17 protein-coding genes are annotated in these 14,662 nt (G+C 41.8%); 12 read left to right on the forward strand and 5 right to left on the reverse strand.

Annotated features, from left to right (window positions below):
- Positions 1-26: 26 nt before the first annotated feature.
- Positions 27-533 (forward strand): GNAT family N-acetyltransferase, encoded by a 507-nt coding sequence (locus AC0L3Y_RS10890; protein ID WP_473462454.1) that lies wholly within the window; start codon positions 27-29, stop codon positions 531-533.
- A 95-nt stretch (positions 534-628) separates the two neighbouring features.
- Entirely contained in the window at positions 629-1,204 is a 576-nt protein-coding gene (locus AC0L3Y_RS10895) for a YdeI/OmpD-associated family protein (RefSeq protein ID WP_473462457.1), read from the forward strand.
- Between the two features lie 62 nt (positions 1,205-1,266).
- On the opposite strand, the gene AC0L3Y_RS10900 is transcribed toward AC0L3Y_RS10895, so the two are convergent.
- Positions 1,267-2,616, reverse strand: a complete 1,350-nt coding sequence (locus AC0L3Y_RS10900) for an anti-phage deoxyguanosine triphosphatase (protein WP_473462462.1) — start codon at positions 2,614-2,616, stop codon at positions 1,267-1,269.
- A 143-nt stretch (positions 2,617-2,759) separates the two neighbouring features.
- Between AC0L3Y_RS10900 and AC0L3Y_RS10905 the strand changes: the two genes are divergently transcribed.
- Complete coding sequence (locus AC0L3Y_RS10905) at positions 2,760-3,086, forward strand: LysR family transcriptional regulator (protein WP_473462467.1); 327 nt, start codon at positions 2,760-2,762, stop codon at positions 3,084-3,086.
- Between the two features lie 74 nt (positions 3,087-3,160).
- On the opposite strand, the gene AC0L3Y_RS10910 is transcribed toward AC0L3Y_RS10905, so the two are convergent.
- The 3 genes from AC0L3Y_RS10910 to pabB all read right to left on the reverse strand — a co-directional run bounded on the left by AC0L3Y_RS10910 (position 3,161) and on the right by pabB (position 6,098).
- A complete protein-coding gene (locus tag AC0L3Y_RS10910; protein WP_473462472.1) occupies positions 3,161-3,895 on the reverse strand; it encodes a phosphoadenylyl-sulfate reductase in 735 nt (244 codons plus the stop codon).
- Between the two features lie 104 nt (positions 3,896-3,999).
- Complete coding sequence (locus AC0L3Y_RS10915; protein WP_473462476.1) at positions 4,000-4,650, reverse strand: NUDIX hydrolase; 651 nt, start codon at positions 4,648-4,650, stop codon at positions 4,000-4,002.
- Positions 4,651-4,658: 8 nt separating this feature from the next.
- The gene (pabB, locus tag AC0L3Y_RS10920; protein ID WP_473462481.1) at positions 4,659-6,098 is read right to left on the reverse strand and encodes an aminodeoxychorismate synthase component I; all 1,440 of its coding nucleotides are present in this window, start codon (positions 6,096-6,098) and stop codon (positions 4,659-4,661) included.
- 116 nt (positions 6,099-6,214) lie between these two features.
- Between pabB and AC0L3Y_RS10925 the strand changes: the two genes are divergently transcribed.
- The 9 genes from AC0L3Y_RS10925 (at position 6,215) to AC0L3Y_RS10965 (ending at position 13,823) form a co-directional block, all read left to right on the forward strand.
- Entirely contained in the window at positions 6,215-7,042 is an 828-nt protein-coding gene (locus AC0L3Y_RS10925; protein WP_473470619.1) for an alpha/beta fold hydrolase, read from the forward strand.
- A 91-nt stretch (positions 7,043-7,133) separates the two neighbouring features.
- Positions 7,134-7,646: a GspH/FimT family pseudopilin gene (locus tag AC0L3Y_RS10930; RefSeq protein WP_473462486.1), complete on the forward strand. Its 513-nt coding sequence runs from the start codon at positions 7,134-7,136 to the stop codon at positions 7,644-7,646.
- Positions 7,643-8,026 carry a type IV pilus modification PilV family protein gene (locus AC0L3Y_RS10935; RefSeq protein ID WP_473462489.1) on the forward strand — a complete coding sequence of 128 codons (384 nt, stop codon included), beginning with the start codon at positions 7,643-7,645 and terminating at the stop codon, positions 8,024-8,026. Before AC0L3Y_RS10930 ends, AC0L3Y_RS10935 begins: the two co-directional genes overlap by 4 nt.
- Positions 8,023-8,943, forward strand: a complete 921-nt coding sequence (locus AC0L3Y_RS10940; RefSeq protein ID WP_473462493.1) for a hypothetical protein — start codon at positions 8,023-8,025, stop codon at positions 8,941-8,943. The genes AC0L3Y_RS10935 and AC0L3Y_RS10940 overlap by 4 nt, the downstream gene beginning before the upstream one ends.
- Before the next feature lie 5 nt (positions 8,944-8,948).
- Complete coding sequence (locus AC0L3Y_RS10945) at positions 8,949-9,425, forward strand: hypothetical protein (protein WP_473462498.1); 477 nt, start codon at positions 8,949-8,951, stop codon at positions 9,423-9,425.
- Positions 9,426-9,800: 375 nt separating this feature from the next.
- Positions 9,801-11,438 carry an NAD+ synthase gene (locus tag AC0L3Y_RS10950; protein ID WP_473462501.1) on the forward strand — a complete coding sequence of 546 codons (1,638 nt, stop codon included), beginning with the start codon at positions 9,801-9,803 and terminating at the stop codon, positions 11,436-11,438.
- A gap of 404 nt (positions 11,439-11,842) precedes the next feature.
- Positions 11,843-12,097, forward strand: coding sequence for a type II toxin-antitoxin system Phd/YefM family antitoxin (locus tag AC0L3Y_RS10955; protein ID WP_473462506.1), 255 nt, complete (start codon positions 11,843-11,845; stop codon positions 12,095-12,097).
- Between the two features lie 160 nt (positions 12,098-12,257).
- On the forward strand, positions 12,258-12,563 hold the full coding sequence (locus tag AC0L3Y_RS10960; protein ID WP_473462511.1) for a DUF1330 domain-containing protein: 306 nt from the start codon (positions 12,258-12,260) through the stop codon (positions 12,561-12,563).
- A complete protein-coding gene (locus AC0L3Y_RS10965; RefSeq protein WP_473462517.1) occupies positions 12,564-13,823 on the forward strand; it encodes a winged helix-turn-helix domain-containing protein in 1,260 nt (419 codons plus the stop codon). It abuts the gene before it with no gap.
- A 23-nt stretch (positions 13,824-13,846) separates the two neighbouring features.
- Here AC0L3Y_RS10965 and AC0L3Y_RS10970 read toward each other — a convergent pair whose 3' ends face one another.
- Complete coding sequence (locus AC0L3Y_RS10970) at positions 13,847-14,569, reverse strand: polyamine aminopropyltransferase (RefSeq protein ID WP_473462520.1); 723 nt, start codon at positions 14,567-14,569, stop codon at positions 13,847-13,849.
- Between the last annotated feature and the right edge of the window lie 93 nt (positions 14,570-14,662).

Genomic DNA, 14,662 nt, shown 5'->3' on the forward strand with positions numbered 1-14,662 from the left:
CAAGGTTTTAATAAAGTAAACGAGTTGTGAATAAAGGTATTAATATGGGGAATATTCGGACAGCAGAGCTAGATGATGCTCCCCAAATACTTGCCATTTTCCAGCAATGTGATCCCTTCATTGACAGTATTCAACGAAACAATAACATTGGTCTTCTCGATGTTATGGATTGGTTGGAAATTGCCACAGACAAACATCCAATGCTTGTGTTTGAAGAAAATAACCAAGTGATGGCTTGGTGTTCAATCGAACCTTTCTATGGCTTACCTTCCTTTGACTGTGCATCAGAAATAAGCCTCTATGTTTTACCTGAATATCAATCCAATGGCATCGGAACTCAAATCTTCCAGTATTTAGAAAATCATCGAAACCAGATTGGCTTTACCCATCTCGTCGCTTATATCTACAGTAGTAACTTCAGCAGTCAAGGCTTTTTCAGACGACAAGGTTTCGATGAATGGGGGTTATTACCGAATATTGCCCAAGGCGAACACATGAAAGAAGACGTCTACCTTCTTGGGCGAGAGTTTTAGTATTTCCTGATTTTTTGATCCAGACATCAACTTTTATTGATTAATACTTATTATATGAATTTAGGTTTAACTCCCACTTATTAGAGTCTCCCATCATGCCTGAAGCGAACCCTCAAAAAACGTTAACCTTTTCGACAACAAACGATCTTGCTGATTGGCTTAAGGCGAATCATGCGGTTGAAAGTGAACTGTGGATAAAGATTTTTAAAAAGCAGTCTGGTGTGCTCAGTGTGACCTGGGATGATGTGGTGGTGGAATGCTTGTGCTGGGGTTGGATAGACGGTGTTAAAAAGTCGATTGATGATCAAGCGTACCTTCAAAGAATCACGCCGAGAAAAGCACGGAGTATTTGGTCGAAGAGAAACCGAGATCATGTTGAGTGTTTGATCAGCGAAGGTCGAATGGAAAAATCAGGCCTTGTGCATGTTCGTGCTGCGAAAGCGGATGGCCGCTGGGAGAATGCCTATGCTGTTAGTGAAATGGAAGTGCCTGATGATTTCTTAGCAGCATTGGAAGGAGAGCCGAATGCGAAGCAATTTTTCGAAACGCTGAATAAATCCAACCGTTATGCAATTGCTTATGGATTGTTAAGCGCGAAAAAGTCGGAAACGAGGCAAAGGCGCTTTACTAAATACATGGAGGCACTTTTGCAGGGAAAAAAGCCTACTTGAATTTTGACCAAGTTACCTCCTATTCTTCCCTTTAAAGAAAAGGGAAGAAACTGATATTTTAATCACATTGGTTCAAAAACTGATCCTAAACTTGGAACAAACAATCTGTTGTACATGCGGCTGGCGTAGTCGTCGGTCATGGATGCCATGTAGTCACAGATGATTCTTAGTCCGTTCTCACCTCGTTCTTGGCTTTTACGCCATTCTGTCGCGATCTCTCTTGGTAATAATCTATTCGGATCAGCTGTGTAAGCTTCGAACATTTCTAACAGCATTTGCTGGCCTTTATAAACGAGCATTTGCACTTCTGGTCGTTGGATAATGTGTTGCATTTCGAATTGTTTCAGTAAGGAAAGAGCTTGGCGCTGACCTTCTGGTAGGCCAACTTGAAAGCGCAGCAAAGGATGTTCAAAAGTTGTATTCTCAACAACTTGGCACGAGGTGATAAACCAACTAACTAGATCTCCAATAGCTTCTTTGCGTAGGTGGCTTTGACGACTAAAAAGCTGTGTGCGAATGTTGTTAAGGTTTTTCGCTAAATATGGCGAGGCGAGGGAAGATAACTTCGGCTCGAGGTGTTCGAGCCACATATCTTTGGTGACCATACCAAGCACAATAGCGTCTTCTAGATCATGAACACCATAAGCAATGTCGTCGGCTAGATCCATTATACTTGTATCGAAGCTGGCGTGTTTGGCTTTAGCATGCCCACCAAACTCAGTTTCTTTTACTTCTTGTAATGCGATTTTGTCCGCTTGGCTAAAAGGTTCAATGATCCAATTTAATAGTTCGGCTTCATCTTCATAAACACATTTTGGTGGCGCCCAGTCGGATGCTTTGAATTGACGAAAATTCGTTGGCTTTTCTGGATAAGAACCGACGACGTCTTTGTGTAAAACTGGGTACTTTAAAATGCCAAGCAATGCGCGACGGGTAACGTCCATACCATAGATTGGAGAATAAGAGCCACGTTTACCTAAGATGCGTAACGATTGAGCATTACCCTCAAAACCACCATTGGATTGCATTATGTAGTTCAAAGCGACTTCGCCACCATGTCCAAATGGTGGGTGACCGATGTCATGACTTAAGCAGATAGTTTCAATTAAGGCGTCATCGGCTAGCCATTTTTGGAAGTCTGCATCGGTAGGTGAGCTGTGTTTTAGTTGGTGTACTATGCCGCTTCCAATTTGTGCAACTTCGAGAGAATGGGTTAGGCGTGTGCGACTGTAGTCGTTTTGGCGGATGGCGAGGATTTGTGTCTTAGATTGCAAACGACGAAAAGCTGCGCTGTGAATAATACGCGCTCGATCTCGTTGATAAGGCGTTCGATAGTCATTGTCACGGGATGCTTTATGGCCAGATTGTCTTTCGTGCCAAGGTAGTAGATCGTCATCTTGCGCGTTTGCCATGCTTGTCATCCAACTTATAGTAATCTTTCTAAGACTAAGGAGTTTCACCTATCGAGATTAGCAATCTTTCATCAAAACACGATATAGGTCAATGTTCGTAAAAAAAGCTTTGGGCATAATGGAATTTATTATAAGGAATCTTTATGTTCAATACACAGCATCTCATGACATTTAAAGTCTTGGTGGAAACAGGGAGTTTTACCCGAACAGCCAAGCAGTTAGGGTTGACCCAACCTGCAGTGAGCCAGCATATTCAAAAGCTGGAGTGTGGTTTGGGCGAGCCTTTATTAATTCGACATGGTCGCACAACCGAAATAACCAATGCGGGCAAGATTCTACTTGATCATATCAAAGCGTTAGAGAAGTGTTATGACAACTTTACGGCCTCATGGCAAGTGTATCTAATGACAAAAAATAAAGATTCCGAACCGTATGCTTCCAATCAAAGTGATGTAGAGAAAGTGCATTAGTAGATGGCGTTAGCACAAAAGACCGATACTCTTTCAAGGATCGGCCTTTTTAAATTTTATTGCTTCGGTTAAAACTATTGCTGTGCAGTTGGAATCAAGTTACCAATATGTAGGCCACACTCTTTGTGCTCGGATTCTTCCCACCACCAACGACCTTCACGTTCATGCTGATTTGGCAATACCGCACGAGTACAAGGTTCACAACCAATACTAGTGAAGCCCTTTGAATGTAATTCATTGAATGGCACATCAAACATTTTTATGTAATTCCAAACGTCTTCAGAAGACCAATTAGCCAACGGATTGAATTTGAATAAGTCTTTTTTGTCTGTACTGAAAGCGCTGTCTTTTTCGGCAAATTCTAAAACGTTGCGAGTGCCTGGGCTTTGGTCTTTTCGTTGACCTGTAATCCAAGCATCCAGTGTACTGAGCTTGCGCTTAAGGGGCTGAACTTTACGGATGCCACAGCATTCCTTATGCCCATCCTCAAAAAAGCTAAATAAGCCTTTTTCTTTAGTAAAAGCTTCAAGTGCAGCACGATCAGGAGAAAGAACGTCTATCTTGATGTTGTAATGCTTACGAACTTGTTCGATAAAACGATAGGTTTCAGCGTGCAAACGACCTGTATCTAAAGAGAATACATGAATGTCTTTTTTGGCTTTGACCGCCATATCAATCAGAACAACATCTTCGGCGCCACTAAAAGATATGGCAATATTGTCGAATGATTTCATCGCGTTATGGATGATTTTTTGAGCTTCGTCTTCTTTGTTGTTAGCAACAAAAGACGCTAAATCAAATGCAGGCATTAGATTAGTATCCAATTAATAAGTTACGTTAGCTGTACCATATCAAGTTGCGACGCCGAAATAAAAGACGAAAGAACACTAACCTTATAATGCTTCATGAGGTACTAGCGGATATGTTTGGCTAGGGTTTGATAAAAGCCATAGAGGATGCCCGCTGTGACGCCCCAGATACGAATTTCTTGGTACTCTACTTCAAAGTAGCCACGGGAAATAGAGTCGAGTTTTTTCTTTTTGAAGCGATAGTTTTGCGGAGTAAGTAAATGACGCAAAGGCACCCAATGAACGGATTTTACTTCTTCTTCACACAGGCTTAATTCACTTCTCCGCGTCATTTCAGCAATAACAGGTTTGATGCAATAACCTGATAACGTACAGTAATCGCCTAACTCGCCTAGCAGATCGAAGCAATCTGGGGCGAGTCCAACTTCTTCTAGTGTTTCACGTAGTGCAGTGTATTGAATGCTGGCATCGTCAGGATCATGCTTGCCACCAGGAAAGGCGATTTGTCCTGGGTGATTGCGCATGTGTAGGGCGCGTTGCGTTAAGAGCACATACAGTTCGCCATCTTCTGGCTTGCGCCAGATTGGAATGAGTACAGCAGCTGAGCGGTAATCCAACCCATAACCATTGGGGAACATTTCCTCGTCAGGGTTATGAATTTGTTGCGCATAAGGTTCCTTGTCTAAGGCAGCGCGAATTTCATCCAAGCTCAGGTCAATCGGAGGAGCATTTAAAAACTGCTCTATGTCAGACATGATACGGCCTATTTCAAAAAGACATGTTCTAGAGTATGAGTTAATTTACCTACTTTGGTAAAGGTTTCTTGATATTCTTCTTGGTTTTTTGAGTCCGAAACTAATCCACCGCCAGCCCAACAATGTAGATTTCCATGGTCAGCGACAAGTGTTCGAATGGCAATGCTAGAGTCCATTTGACCGTTGGCACTGAAATAGGCAATGGAACCGCAATAAACAGAACGTTCATGGGGTTCTAGCTCATCAATAATTTCCATTGAGCGAATTTTTGGGGCACCAGTAATAGAGCCACCAGGAAAGCTTTGATGAAATACACAAATGGCTTGATCCGCTCGGTCAATCCGACCTTCTACCGTTGATACTAGGTGATGTACATTGGCGTAGCTTTCTAATGCAAATAGCTTAGGCACCTTGATACTGCCAGTTAGGCAAGTACGACCAAGATCATTGCGTAATAAGTCGACAATCATTAAGTTTTCAGAACGATTTTTCTCCGATGCCATTAACCAGTCAGCATTGGTCTTGTCTTCTTCTGGAGTCCTGCCGCGAGCAATGGTTCCCTTGATGGGTTTTGATTCTACGCGACCGTTATCACACAATAAAAAACGTTCTGGTGAATGACTCAATATGCTTTGTTCAGGCGATATCTCCATGTAAGCCGAAAATGGTGTTGGGCATACGTCTCGTAAGGTCTGGTAAGCAGTAAAGGTATCGCCTTGATAAGTGCTGGAAAAGCGTTGTGCTAAGTTCACCTGATAACAGTCGCCGGACTGAATGTACTCTTGCACCTTGGCAAATTTTTGCGCGTAATCATCTTCTGTCATGTTAGAGACAAAAGGTGTTTGCAAAGCAAATGACGTATTTTGATCTGTCTGAATATTAGAAAGTGAGCTGTCACAAGCAGAACCTAACCGGCTAAGAATATCAGTGCTTTCTTGGTCACTGCACCAAGGAGTGATAATCAGCTCAGTTGTTTTTTTATCATGAGACGTTATCACCGCCCAAGCGTAAAGTCCCATACTTAGTCTATCTAATTGAATATCATGTTTGACAGTGTCTGGTAAACGCTCGACAAAATGGCCACTTTCGTAACTGTAATAACCCAACAAGCCGCCAGTAAATGGCAAGTTTTTTGGTGCAGATATTGCCCAAGGTTCTTGGCAAATTAAGGACATTAATTCACTCAACAAAGACATTGGGTTATCTGCATTGCTTAATGTGTAAAGCGGATCTGTATACCATGTAATAGGTTGTTGGTTGGTGGACGGATAGTTACTGCGAGGGAATATACGCGCCAAGGGGTTTGCTACTAATATATCGTACTTTGTATCGGTAAAATGTTCATGGTTACTGTCAAGCAGAGCAGGAAAAGGTAAGTCTCGCACGGCAGAAAAGAAAGACAGTAACGATGCCTGGTAAGGGAGATTCACCCGTTTAATTTCTGACATTTATTTTAATACCTAGTAAAATTCAATTATCTATCTCATTGTATTCTTTTAACAAAGTTCCTCACAGGGTAATTGTAAGTGTCTGACGTTTTTTTCTTTCTTTACCAAAAGCACGCATTGCGTATCGTCTTTATGAAAATCCGAATGCCCAAACGGACCGTGTTTGTCTGCTTTTGCATGGTGCGGGCGTTGCAGGAGAGATTACCTATTCTCCAATGTTGCCGTATTTTACCCAGTGGCGTTGGATGCTAGTCCCTGACTTAAAAGGCATGGGCGATTCTTTTCATCATCATGGAGAAGAAGATCCAGTAACAATTGATGAACTCACTGACGAAGTAGAAGCCTTATTAGCGCACGTTAAATGGGACGAATTTGATCTGGTTGCCTATTCACTTGGTGGTTTGGTAGCGTTAAATTTGAATTATCGACGTAGTCTGCAAGGGAAATTACATGTAAAAATGGCCCTATTAGAGCCAGCATCTTTTGATAGAGAAGATTTATCAACGCTAATGGAAGTTCGGTTAAAGTATCGTCATGCGTCTAAATTGATTCGAGAAACGGGTGATGTGGAACTGGGAGTAGCGTCTTTTATGGATGGTGTTTCACCAAATCGTCGTAAACATCCAGTAGCGGAAGCAACAACGCAATCTCGCCTTGCACATCGTCCTTTTGGATTTGCCTATGCCTTGGATGCGGTAACAGATCATGTTGAAATTATGTCAACACAGCCGAGTTTGCGAGACGAGATGATAGCGGCTTCGGGTCAGGTATTTTTGTTTTCTGGTGAGTTAAGTCATGAGTCGTTAAAACAGCACTATGAATTATTGAATCAGCGTAATGAAGCGTGGGAACACAAAACCATAAGTGCTTGTGACCATTCGTTGCCTTTTCAAAAACCAAGACAGATTGCGAATCATATTAATAAATGGTTTGCAGAAAATTAGTTCTAATAAAAGAGTAATCTAAAATCAGAATGATAGACATGAGTAAGGATGCTCATGTCTTTTAAGAAATCAAAAAACAAGGAGGTTTCCAATGAACCATCAAGGTGGTTTTTCATTACTAGAATTACTCTGTGTTCTAGCTATTTTAAGTATTTTTGCCTACGTAGGTTCAGCTCAATTTTTAGTGCTTGACCAAGCATCTCAAAATAAAAACACCATTCAAACTAGTATAAAACAATTGTCTGATGCGATTACTCAAGCTCGCCAGTTGGCTGTTATTAGTGGTCAAGTAAGTTACTTATGTGGTGGTACCGAGTGTGATGGAAATTGGTCATCAGGTTTTGTTTTGTATCAAGATGATCTTTCTCATGATCATGATAAAACTTATCAGCGAGTTTCCTTTGATGAGGACTTAAACGTTTATTGGCAAGGTTTCCCTGTTAATAAGCAACAGATTGAATTTCAAAGTAATGGCCTGTCTGGTTATCAAAACGGTACTTTTGAATTTTGCCTAGACACTTGGCAGGCGGGTTTGGTTTTAAATCAAAGTGGTCGTTTTTATTTAACAGATCTACAAGAAAAAGAAGAGGGCATGTGCTTATGAAGCCTCAACCTTCTTTTACTTTGTTTTTTACAAAACAGCAGTCCAAAAAACGATCATCTAAGTCACGGCAACAGGGCTGGATGATGATTGAAATTATCTTATGTTTAGCTTTGTTTTCTGTGGTTATTCACCTTGCTCAGCGGCAAAGCGAAGCCCAATGGCAGTCTGTTCAATTGGCGGAAGAGCAACGAAAACACGTCGAGAATCAGCAAAAGCAAACTTCTATGACGCAACTTGTCGGTGATGTGTCGTGGGTCAAAGATGACAATGTAGAATTGGGTATTACTTATCCGGATTGTGAATCTTGCCGTGGCAGTCAGTTGCAAGACTGGTTTCACGCTTCTCTTCATGAAATGTCTGTTGAGGAGAGTGATGAATGAGGCTCTTTAAAGCGTATCAATTTAAAACACTCTCATTTAAAGCACAGCGCGGCAGTCTTTTGGTTGAGTTATTGTTGGTGGTTCTTCTGGTGTCTTTATTTTTGCCTTTCTTGGTTATGGCGTTTTCTCGGCTACAGGAACGTCATTTATTGGCACAAACCTATCAGGATCAACACAAAATTAAAGCCGCTATCGACGCACATTTTGAAGCTCAATGGACACGTTTAGTACCTTCGAATTGTAGGGATGATGAGGATTTATTTTTGACCATACAAGCAGGATCCTCTAAACCCGATCGTCTTTCCTCTCGTACTGTAATGGAGGATTCGGATTGGTTACGAGGTGTCGATTATGGTTTGTGTCGAGCATCTATGACAGTATCGGAAAATCCCTTTGAAACACCATTGGACTGCCATTGGAAAGCGGGTGATAGGATGATTTTTTCCAATTGCGTCGCGAGTTATTCAGGTCAAGTTTTGTCTGTCACAAGTAATAAGACCACAATACAACTAGACGATAATTTCACCCTTGGTCAACCTGGTGTAATAGAAAGCCAAGATGGATTTTATTGGTATTTGTCACCAGGAAAGGATGGTTGGACTGCGTTTTGGAGAACCCCAGAAGAAAGTGGTAACTCCTTGGAATTATGGAATGGCGTCGAACGCTTGGCGGTTTTCCCCTTGCTGGATGAAGACGATAATGGTTTGGTTGATACGTTAGAGACGCGCTATGGTGATTATGCTTTAAAAAGCGTGCGTGGTTTGTGGGTTGAATATCAATATAGATTGAGTAATTGTAAATTGTCGACTGGCGCTCAGTTGCATCAAGACTATGTTTCTATGCGCGGTGATACTTGGCATTATGTCGCGCCTTGTCAGGGTGTTGGCAATCAAATTATCCTGCTGAAAGGAGGCTAACGTAAATGGCTTTTCCTTTACTAACTTCTCTGGGTGGGTGGGTTTCTTTGCCGATTATTGGACTTCTACTTGCTGTGTCGACCTTGTCGGTACGTTATCAAGATGAATTATTAGCAAGCTATCAATGGCGAGGGCAATTGAGCGATGTGGAAGAAGAGCAACAAATTTGGGCGGCATTTAAGTCTGAGTTTATCATTACGCCTGATTTTTCATCTGCACTAGATAGCGAATGCGTTGGTTTTTGTGATTTGTTTATGGATCAAATTAATGGCCATGAAAGTGAATGGCAATTTGATAACCAAGATGTGTATTATCAATGGTTTCGTTATGAATCGGTAGGAGAAGGGTTGATAGATGAAAGCACAGCGTTATCCGTTTCATATCGACTTTGTGCCACACAGAATCAACAGGATTATCTTTGTTGGTGGTGGAGAGAAGGAAAACTGATATCAAATGGCTGGGTCAGCATTATTGGTTCATAATCCTGACCTCGCTATTCTTTTAAACATTACCCTAAAGTGCTTTTAGCTCTTTTTATTGAAGGCTTTTAAGTGTTCCGGACTACAAAATGGGCGGGCTTCTTGGTCATGAATAGCATGGGAACGAGGTGTAAAAGTTTGACATTCCTCACATCGAACCATTCTTTCTTGGGATTCTTCTTTTTTGAAGATTTCGCTTTTTCTGACTTGGCAGGGGATTGATCACCTTTAAACGTGATAAATTTACGGTATAACCACCAAGCGATGAAAAAAATCGCAATAAAAACGATTAAACGTACGATCATATACTTTACCTAAGTTGGGTAATTCCAGACAATAAGCATCATATTCTAACAGAGTTCATGAGATAGCAACTGTATGACATTACGAATTGCAATGGCCCAGCTGGATATGCTGGTCGGTGACATTACGAAAAATACCCAATCGGTTATTGATGCGGCGAATAAAGCCCGCGATGAAGAAAAAGCTGATGTAGTGGTTTTTCCTGAATTGACTTTAACAGGCTATCCTCCAGAAGATTTATTGTTACGTCCTAGCCTGGACCCACGAATTGAATCTGCTTTAGCGAGAATCTTGGATGAAGTACGCGACATCCATGTGGTTGTTGGTTATCCACGCCGTATTGATGGCGAATTATTCAACTGCGCTAGCGTGATTTACCAAGGCAAAATGCTGGGTGAATATGCGAAACAGAAGTTGCCAAACTTCCTAGTTTTTGATGATAAACGTTACTTTAGCGAAGGCCAAGAAGCGGTTGTTGTTAAAATTAAAGGCGTAAATGTTGGTTTAAGCATTTGTGAAGACATTTGGCATCCAGAGCCAATAGCGCAAGCCAAAGCCGCTGGCGCTGAATTGATTTTGAACCTAAACGCATCGCCTTACCACATTGAAAAAATGGGCGAGCGCGAAGCTTTGTTGCACCAACGTGCAACGGAAGTCAGCTTGCCGATTGTCTATGTGAACTACATGGGCGCACAGGACGAATTAGTCTACGAAGGCGGCTCCTTTGTGGTGAACGTCAAAGGTGACAAAGTCATGCAAGCGCCTTGGTTTGAAGCTGGCTTGTATTGCGTTGATATGATCATCAACGACGACCAACCCAATAAAGTTGAACCTGTTTCTGGCTGCATTGCACCTGCACTCAGCGAAGAAGCCAGCGTTTATCAAGCCATGGTTTTGGGATTGCGTGACTACATTGAAAAGAACCGTTTCAAAGGCATCGTATTGGGTTTAAGTGGTGGCATCGATTCTGCTTTGTCTCTTGCTGTGGCGGTAGACGCCATTGGCGCAGACCGTGTTCAAGCTGTGATGATGCCCTACACTTATACTTCTTCCATCAGCTTGCACGACGCGGAGGAAGAAGCAAAATTGCTCGGCGTGAAATACAGCGTATTGCCTATTGAATCCATGGTGTCAGCGTTTTCAGATGTGCTCGCGCCAGAGTTTGAAGGCTATGGAAAAGACACCACAGAAGAGAATCTACAAGCACGAACCCGTGGCGTGACCTTAATGGCGATCTCGAACAAAAAAGGCTATATGGTTCTTACTACAGGCAACAAGAGTGAAATGGCCGTGGGTTACGCGACACTTTATGGCGACATGGTTGGCGGTTATTCAGTCCTAAAAGACGTGTTTAAAATGCTTGTATTCAGACTGTGCCGATACCGTAATACCCTCGGCTATGTGATTCCTGAGAGAGTTATTACGCGTCCACCATCCGCCGAGCTGGCTCCTGATCAGAAAGACGAAGACTCGTTACCAAGCTATGAAATTCTCGATGAAATCTTACGTATGTACATAGAAGAAGATCAAAGTGCAGAGGCGATTCTTGCTACTAAAAAGTTCGACCGAGAAACCGTTTATCGAGTCCTTCGACTCGTAGACTTAAACGAATACAAACGTCGCCAAGCACCAACCGGCGTACGCATCACCGCCCGAGGTTTTGGCCGCGATCGCCGTTATCCCATCACCAACGGCTGGCACATCGGCGAGTAACCTCTTTATCACAGTTTCTTCCCCTTTTTCCTCAAGGGGAAGATGTGGTTGTACTGTGCAGACATTTAAAAGATGACATTCCTCCTCGAAACTCCCAACTACCTCAGTGGAATGTCATCTTTTTATTCCACCATAAATAGTGATACATCAAGTTTTGCTTAGTAAAAAAGAGTAATGACAAGACAGGTAAGACCGTGACTTGGAACATCTGGGACTAACATCATTTCGTTGAAAATGCCAAAATGATTAAAACCAAGTCAGTACTTTTATTTTCAGGAAAATCATCAGGAATAAAGATAATTAATATCTTACAAAAATTCGAATAGATGGCTGCAAAATTACTCTTGATAATACTTGATTTTCCACCAACACTTGTTCCCATACAATGTACGGCGAGACTGCATATGAAAATTGTCTCTTTTACAGAAGCTAGAAATAATCTTAAAGCGGTTTTAGATGGCGTTATAAACGACGCTGATATTACCGTGATTAATCGCCGTGACTCTGAAGACGCTGTGGTCATGTCATTGGGTTACTATCATAGCCTTATGGAAACCGTCCATTTACTTCGCTCACCCGCCAATGGGGAACATTTAAACCGTTCTATTGAACAGTTTAAAGCTGAAAAAACGTCCCAACGAGAACTTATTGATGAGTAACGAGCTTTTATCATGGATCGATGAAGCTTTGGGGTAGCTAGGTTCATGTCATTTTACTAAAAATTATAATCAACAATTTTTAGTTTGATATTATGGACACTGTACCCCCTAAGATAGTTAGGGAAATCCACTTCAACAAATACTTCCGAGGAAAAACACAATGTCATACGAAAGAATAATGGGTCTTGAGGTTATCGATCAGGATATTTATCAAGAATACCGTGAAGCCATGATGCCTATTTTGGCAACTTTCGGTGGTGCTTTTACGTTTGATTTTAAAGTGTCTGAAGTCTTACTATCTAAGTCGGACGCGAATATTAATCGTCTTTTTACGATTCGCTTTCCGAGTAAAAAACACATGAAAGATTTCTTTTCAAATTCCGATTATTTGGCGGTGAAAGCAAAATATTTTGAGAAGTCTGTGAAAAGTGTGACGATCATTTCTTTGCATGAAGTTAGTGAATAAATGCAGAACATAAAACGACCACAAGACCTCGCGCGTTTACGTCGTATTGCTTTAGCCGCGCAAGGTTTGCTGCAAGCACAGCCTTATGGTCGTGGCTTGGCTGGTGCATGTAAAGCCATTCATCACCTTGGTTATGTTCAAATCGACACCATTTCTGTGGTGGAACGCGCGCATCATCATGTACTTCATTCCCGAGTACCTAATTTTAAACCTGAAATGACCAATCAATTATTGCTGTCTGGCGATGTGTTTGAGTATTGGTCTCACGCGGCAGCATTTTTACCAATGGAAGACTTTCGTTTTTCTTTGCCTTTTAAAGAGGCTGTTAAAAGCGGACAGCATGCTTGGTATAAAAATACCGATAAGACGCTGATGAACGAGTTGCTTGCGCGAATTCGTACTGATGGTCCATTACGATCCAGAGATTTAGAAGCGGCTAACGCAAAAGACAGTACAAAAAACAATACCAAAGACAAAGATACTGCGACAAAGAATGAGGGTTGGTGGAACTGGAAACCGGCCAAACGAGCGCTTGACCAGCTTTATATGGAAGGTGATTTAATGGTCAGTGATCGAGAAGGTTTTCAGAAAACCTACGATCTTGCTGAGCGAGTTTTGCCATCACACGTTAATACAAGTATGCCGAGTGTTGAAGAATTTGCCAAACACATCGTAAACCAGCAGTTGCGTTGTCATGGGTTTGTGTCGTTGAAAGGCTTTACCTATTTACGTCGCAATGCGGAGTTACGCAAAGCCGTTAAAAATCTCGTTAATGATAGGTTGGCGCAAGGTTTGTTAGAACAGATACAAGTTAATGAAGGTGAAACCTTCTTAATAGAAACCGGGGCTTTGGAACGCCCTTTGCCTCGGTTGAATAATCGACTGTTGATTCTTTCGCCATTTGATAACAGCGTTATTCAACGTGAACGACTTAGGTCGCTGTTTCTATTCGATTATCAAATTGAATGTTATGTTCCTGAAGCCAAGCGTCAGTATGGTTATTTCTCTTTACCCTTGTTATATCGAGCTGAGTTTATTGGTCGAATGGATTGCAAAGCACATCGGAAAACGAAGCATTTGGAGATCAAATACTTACATTTTGAACAGCATGATTTTGATGAAGGCGATGTTCTAGACGCTTTTGCTGAGGCTATTAGAGATTTTTGTTGTTTTCAAAAATGTGACACAGTGTCGTTAACTCAGGCTCATCCAAAACACCTCACTCAAGGCTTACGTAACGCGCTAGAAGACAGAGAGTGACAAAGGCGTTTTACTCTATCGCTTTATTTTTTCACGCAAACATAAACAGAGTTTGTGGATTCTCCGCCTTGGAACGGGTTATAAAATGATACTAGGTGGGAATCGACACTTTCAAATACTGTGTTTAATAAAGCAATAAAGTTGTCTTCTGGTGGGTTTTGCGACCACATGGCGAATACACCGTTCGGTTTAAGCTGTTCTGCCATGAGAGATAGGTTTTCTGTCGTATAGAAACCTGCGTTGGAAGGGTTCAAAAATTCTGTAGGGGAATGGTCGATGTCTAATAAAATAGCATCAAACTTTTTGCCCGCATGAGTTGGGTCAAAGCCTGTGCTTGGGTCGGTCGCTAGGTCGAAGAAGCTACCAAGCACATATCGATTGCGTGTATCGGCATTGAGTATTTTCCCTAATGGAACACGTTCATCTTGGTGCCAGCCAATGACAGTTTCTAATGCATCCACCACAAGTTGTTCTGCAATACGTTCGTCTTTTAACGCTTCGACAGCGGTGTAACCTAAGCCTAATCCACCCACAACAACGCTCAAGTTATCGCCTTGAACTTTCGCCAAACCAAGCGACGATAAGGCTTCTTCTGCATCAACAAACATGCTCGACATAAGAAACTCTTCGCCTAGCTTTACTTCATAAATGTCTCTATCGCCAAAGGCAGGAATACGGCGTCTACGCAGGGATATTTCACCTAAAGGTGAATTTTGACTATCAAGTTCTTCGAACAGTAGAGACATGCTGGGTTTGTCCTAAAAGGGTATGTGGACTGTGATTATACATTGAATGAAGTAATAAAAAGCCATCAACTCGTCAATGAGTTGATGGCTTTT

It is taken from the genome of Marinomonas sp. GJ51-14 (genome assembly GCF_055808695.1).

Coding starts and splice junctions, on each gene's coding strand:
- AC0L3Y_RS10965 (WP_473462517.1), top strand. CDS start 12,564: ATGCAGAACATAAAACGACCACAAGACCTCGCGCGTTTACGTCGTATT.
- AC0L3Y_RS10940 (WP_473462493.1), top strand. CDS start 8,023: ATGAGGCTCTTTAAAGCGTATCAATTTAAAACACTCTCATTTAAAGCA.
- AC0L3Y_RS10905 (WP_473462467.1), top strand. CDS start 2,760: ATGTTCAATACACAGCATCTCATGACATTTAAAGTCTTGGTGGAAACA.
- AC0L3Y_RS10930 (WP_473462486.1), top strand. CDS start 7,134: ATGAACCATCAAGGTGGTTTTTCATTACTAGAATTACTCTGTGTTCTA.
- pabB (WP_473462481.1), bottom strand. CDS start 6,098: ATGTCAGAAATTAAACGGGTGAATCTCCCTTACCAGGCATCGTTACTG.
- AC0L3Y_RS10970 (WP_473462520.1), bottom strand. CDS start 14,569: ATGTCTCTACTGTTCGAAGAACTTGATAGTCAAAATTCACCTTTAGGT.
- AC0L3Y_RS10900 (WP_473462462.1), bottom strand. CDS start 2,616: ATGGCAAACGCGCAAGATGACGATCTACTACCTTGGCACGAAAGACAA.
- AC0L3Y_RS10955 (WP_473462506.1), top strand. CDS start 11,843: ATGAAAATTGTCTCTTTTACAGAAGCTAGAAATAATCTTAAAGCGGTT.
- AC0L3Y_RS10895 (WP_473462457.1), top strand. CDS start 629: ATGCCTGAAGCGAACCCTCAAAAAACGTTAACCTTTTCGACAACAAAC.
- AC0L3Y_RS10915 (WP_473462476.1), bottom strand. CDS start 4,650: ATGTCTGACATAGAGCAGTTTTTAAATGCTCCTCCGATTGACCTGAGC.
- AC0L3Y_RS10950 (WP_473462501.1), top strand. CDS start 9,801: ATGACATTACGAATTGCAATGGCCCAGCTGGATATGCTGGTCGGTGAC.
- AC0L3Y_RS10960 (WP_473462511.1), top strand. CDS start 12,258: ATGTCATACGAAAGAATAATGGGTCTTGAGGTTATCGATCAGGATATT.
- AC0L3Y_RS10945 (WP_473462498.1), top strand. CDS start 8,949: ATGGCTTTTCCTTTACTAACTTCTCTGGGTGGGTGGGTTTCTTTGCCG.
- AC0L3Y_RS10910 (WP_473462472.1), bottom strand. CDS start 3,895: ATGCCTGCATTTGATTTAGCGTCTTTTGTTGCTAACAACAAAGAAGAC.
- AC0L3Y_RS10935 (WP_473462489.1), top strand. CDS start 7,643: ATGAAGCCTCAACCTTCTTTTACTTTGTTTTTTACAAAACAGCAGTCC.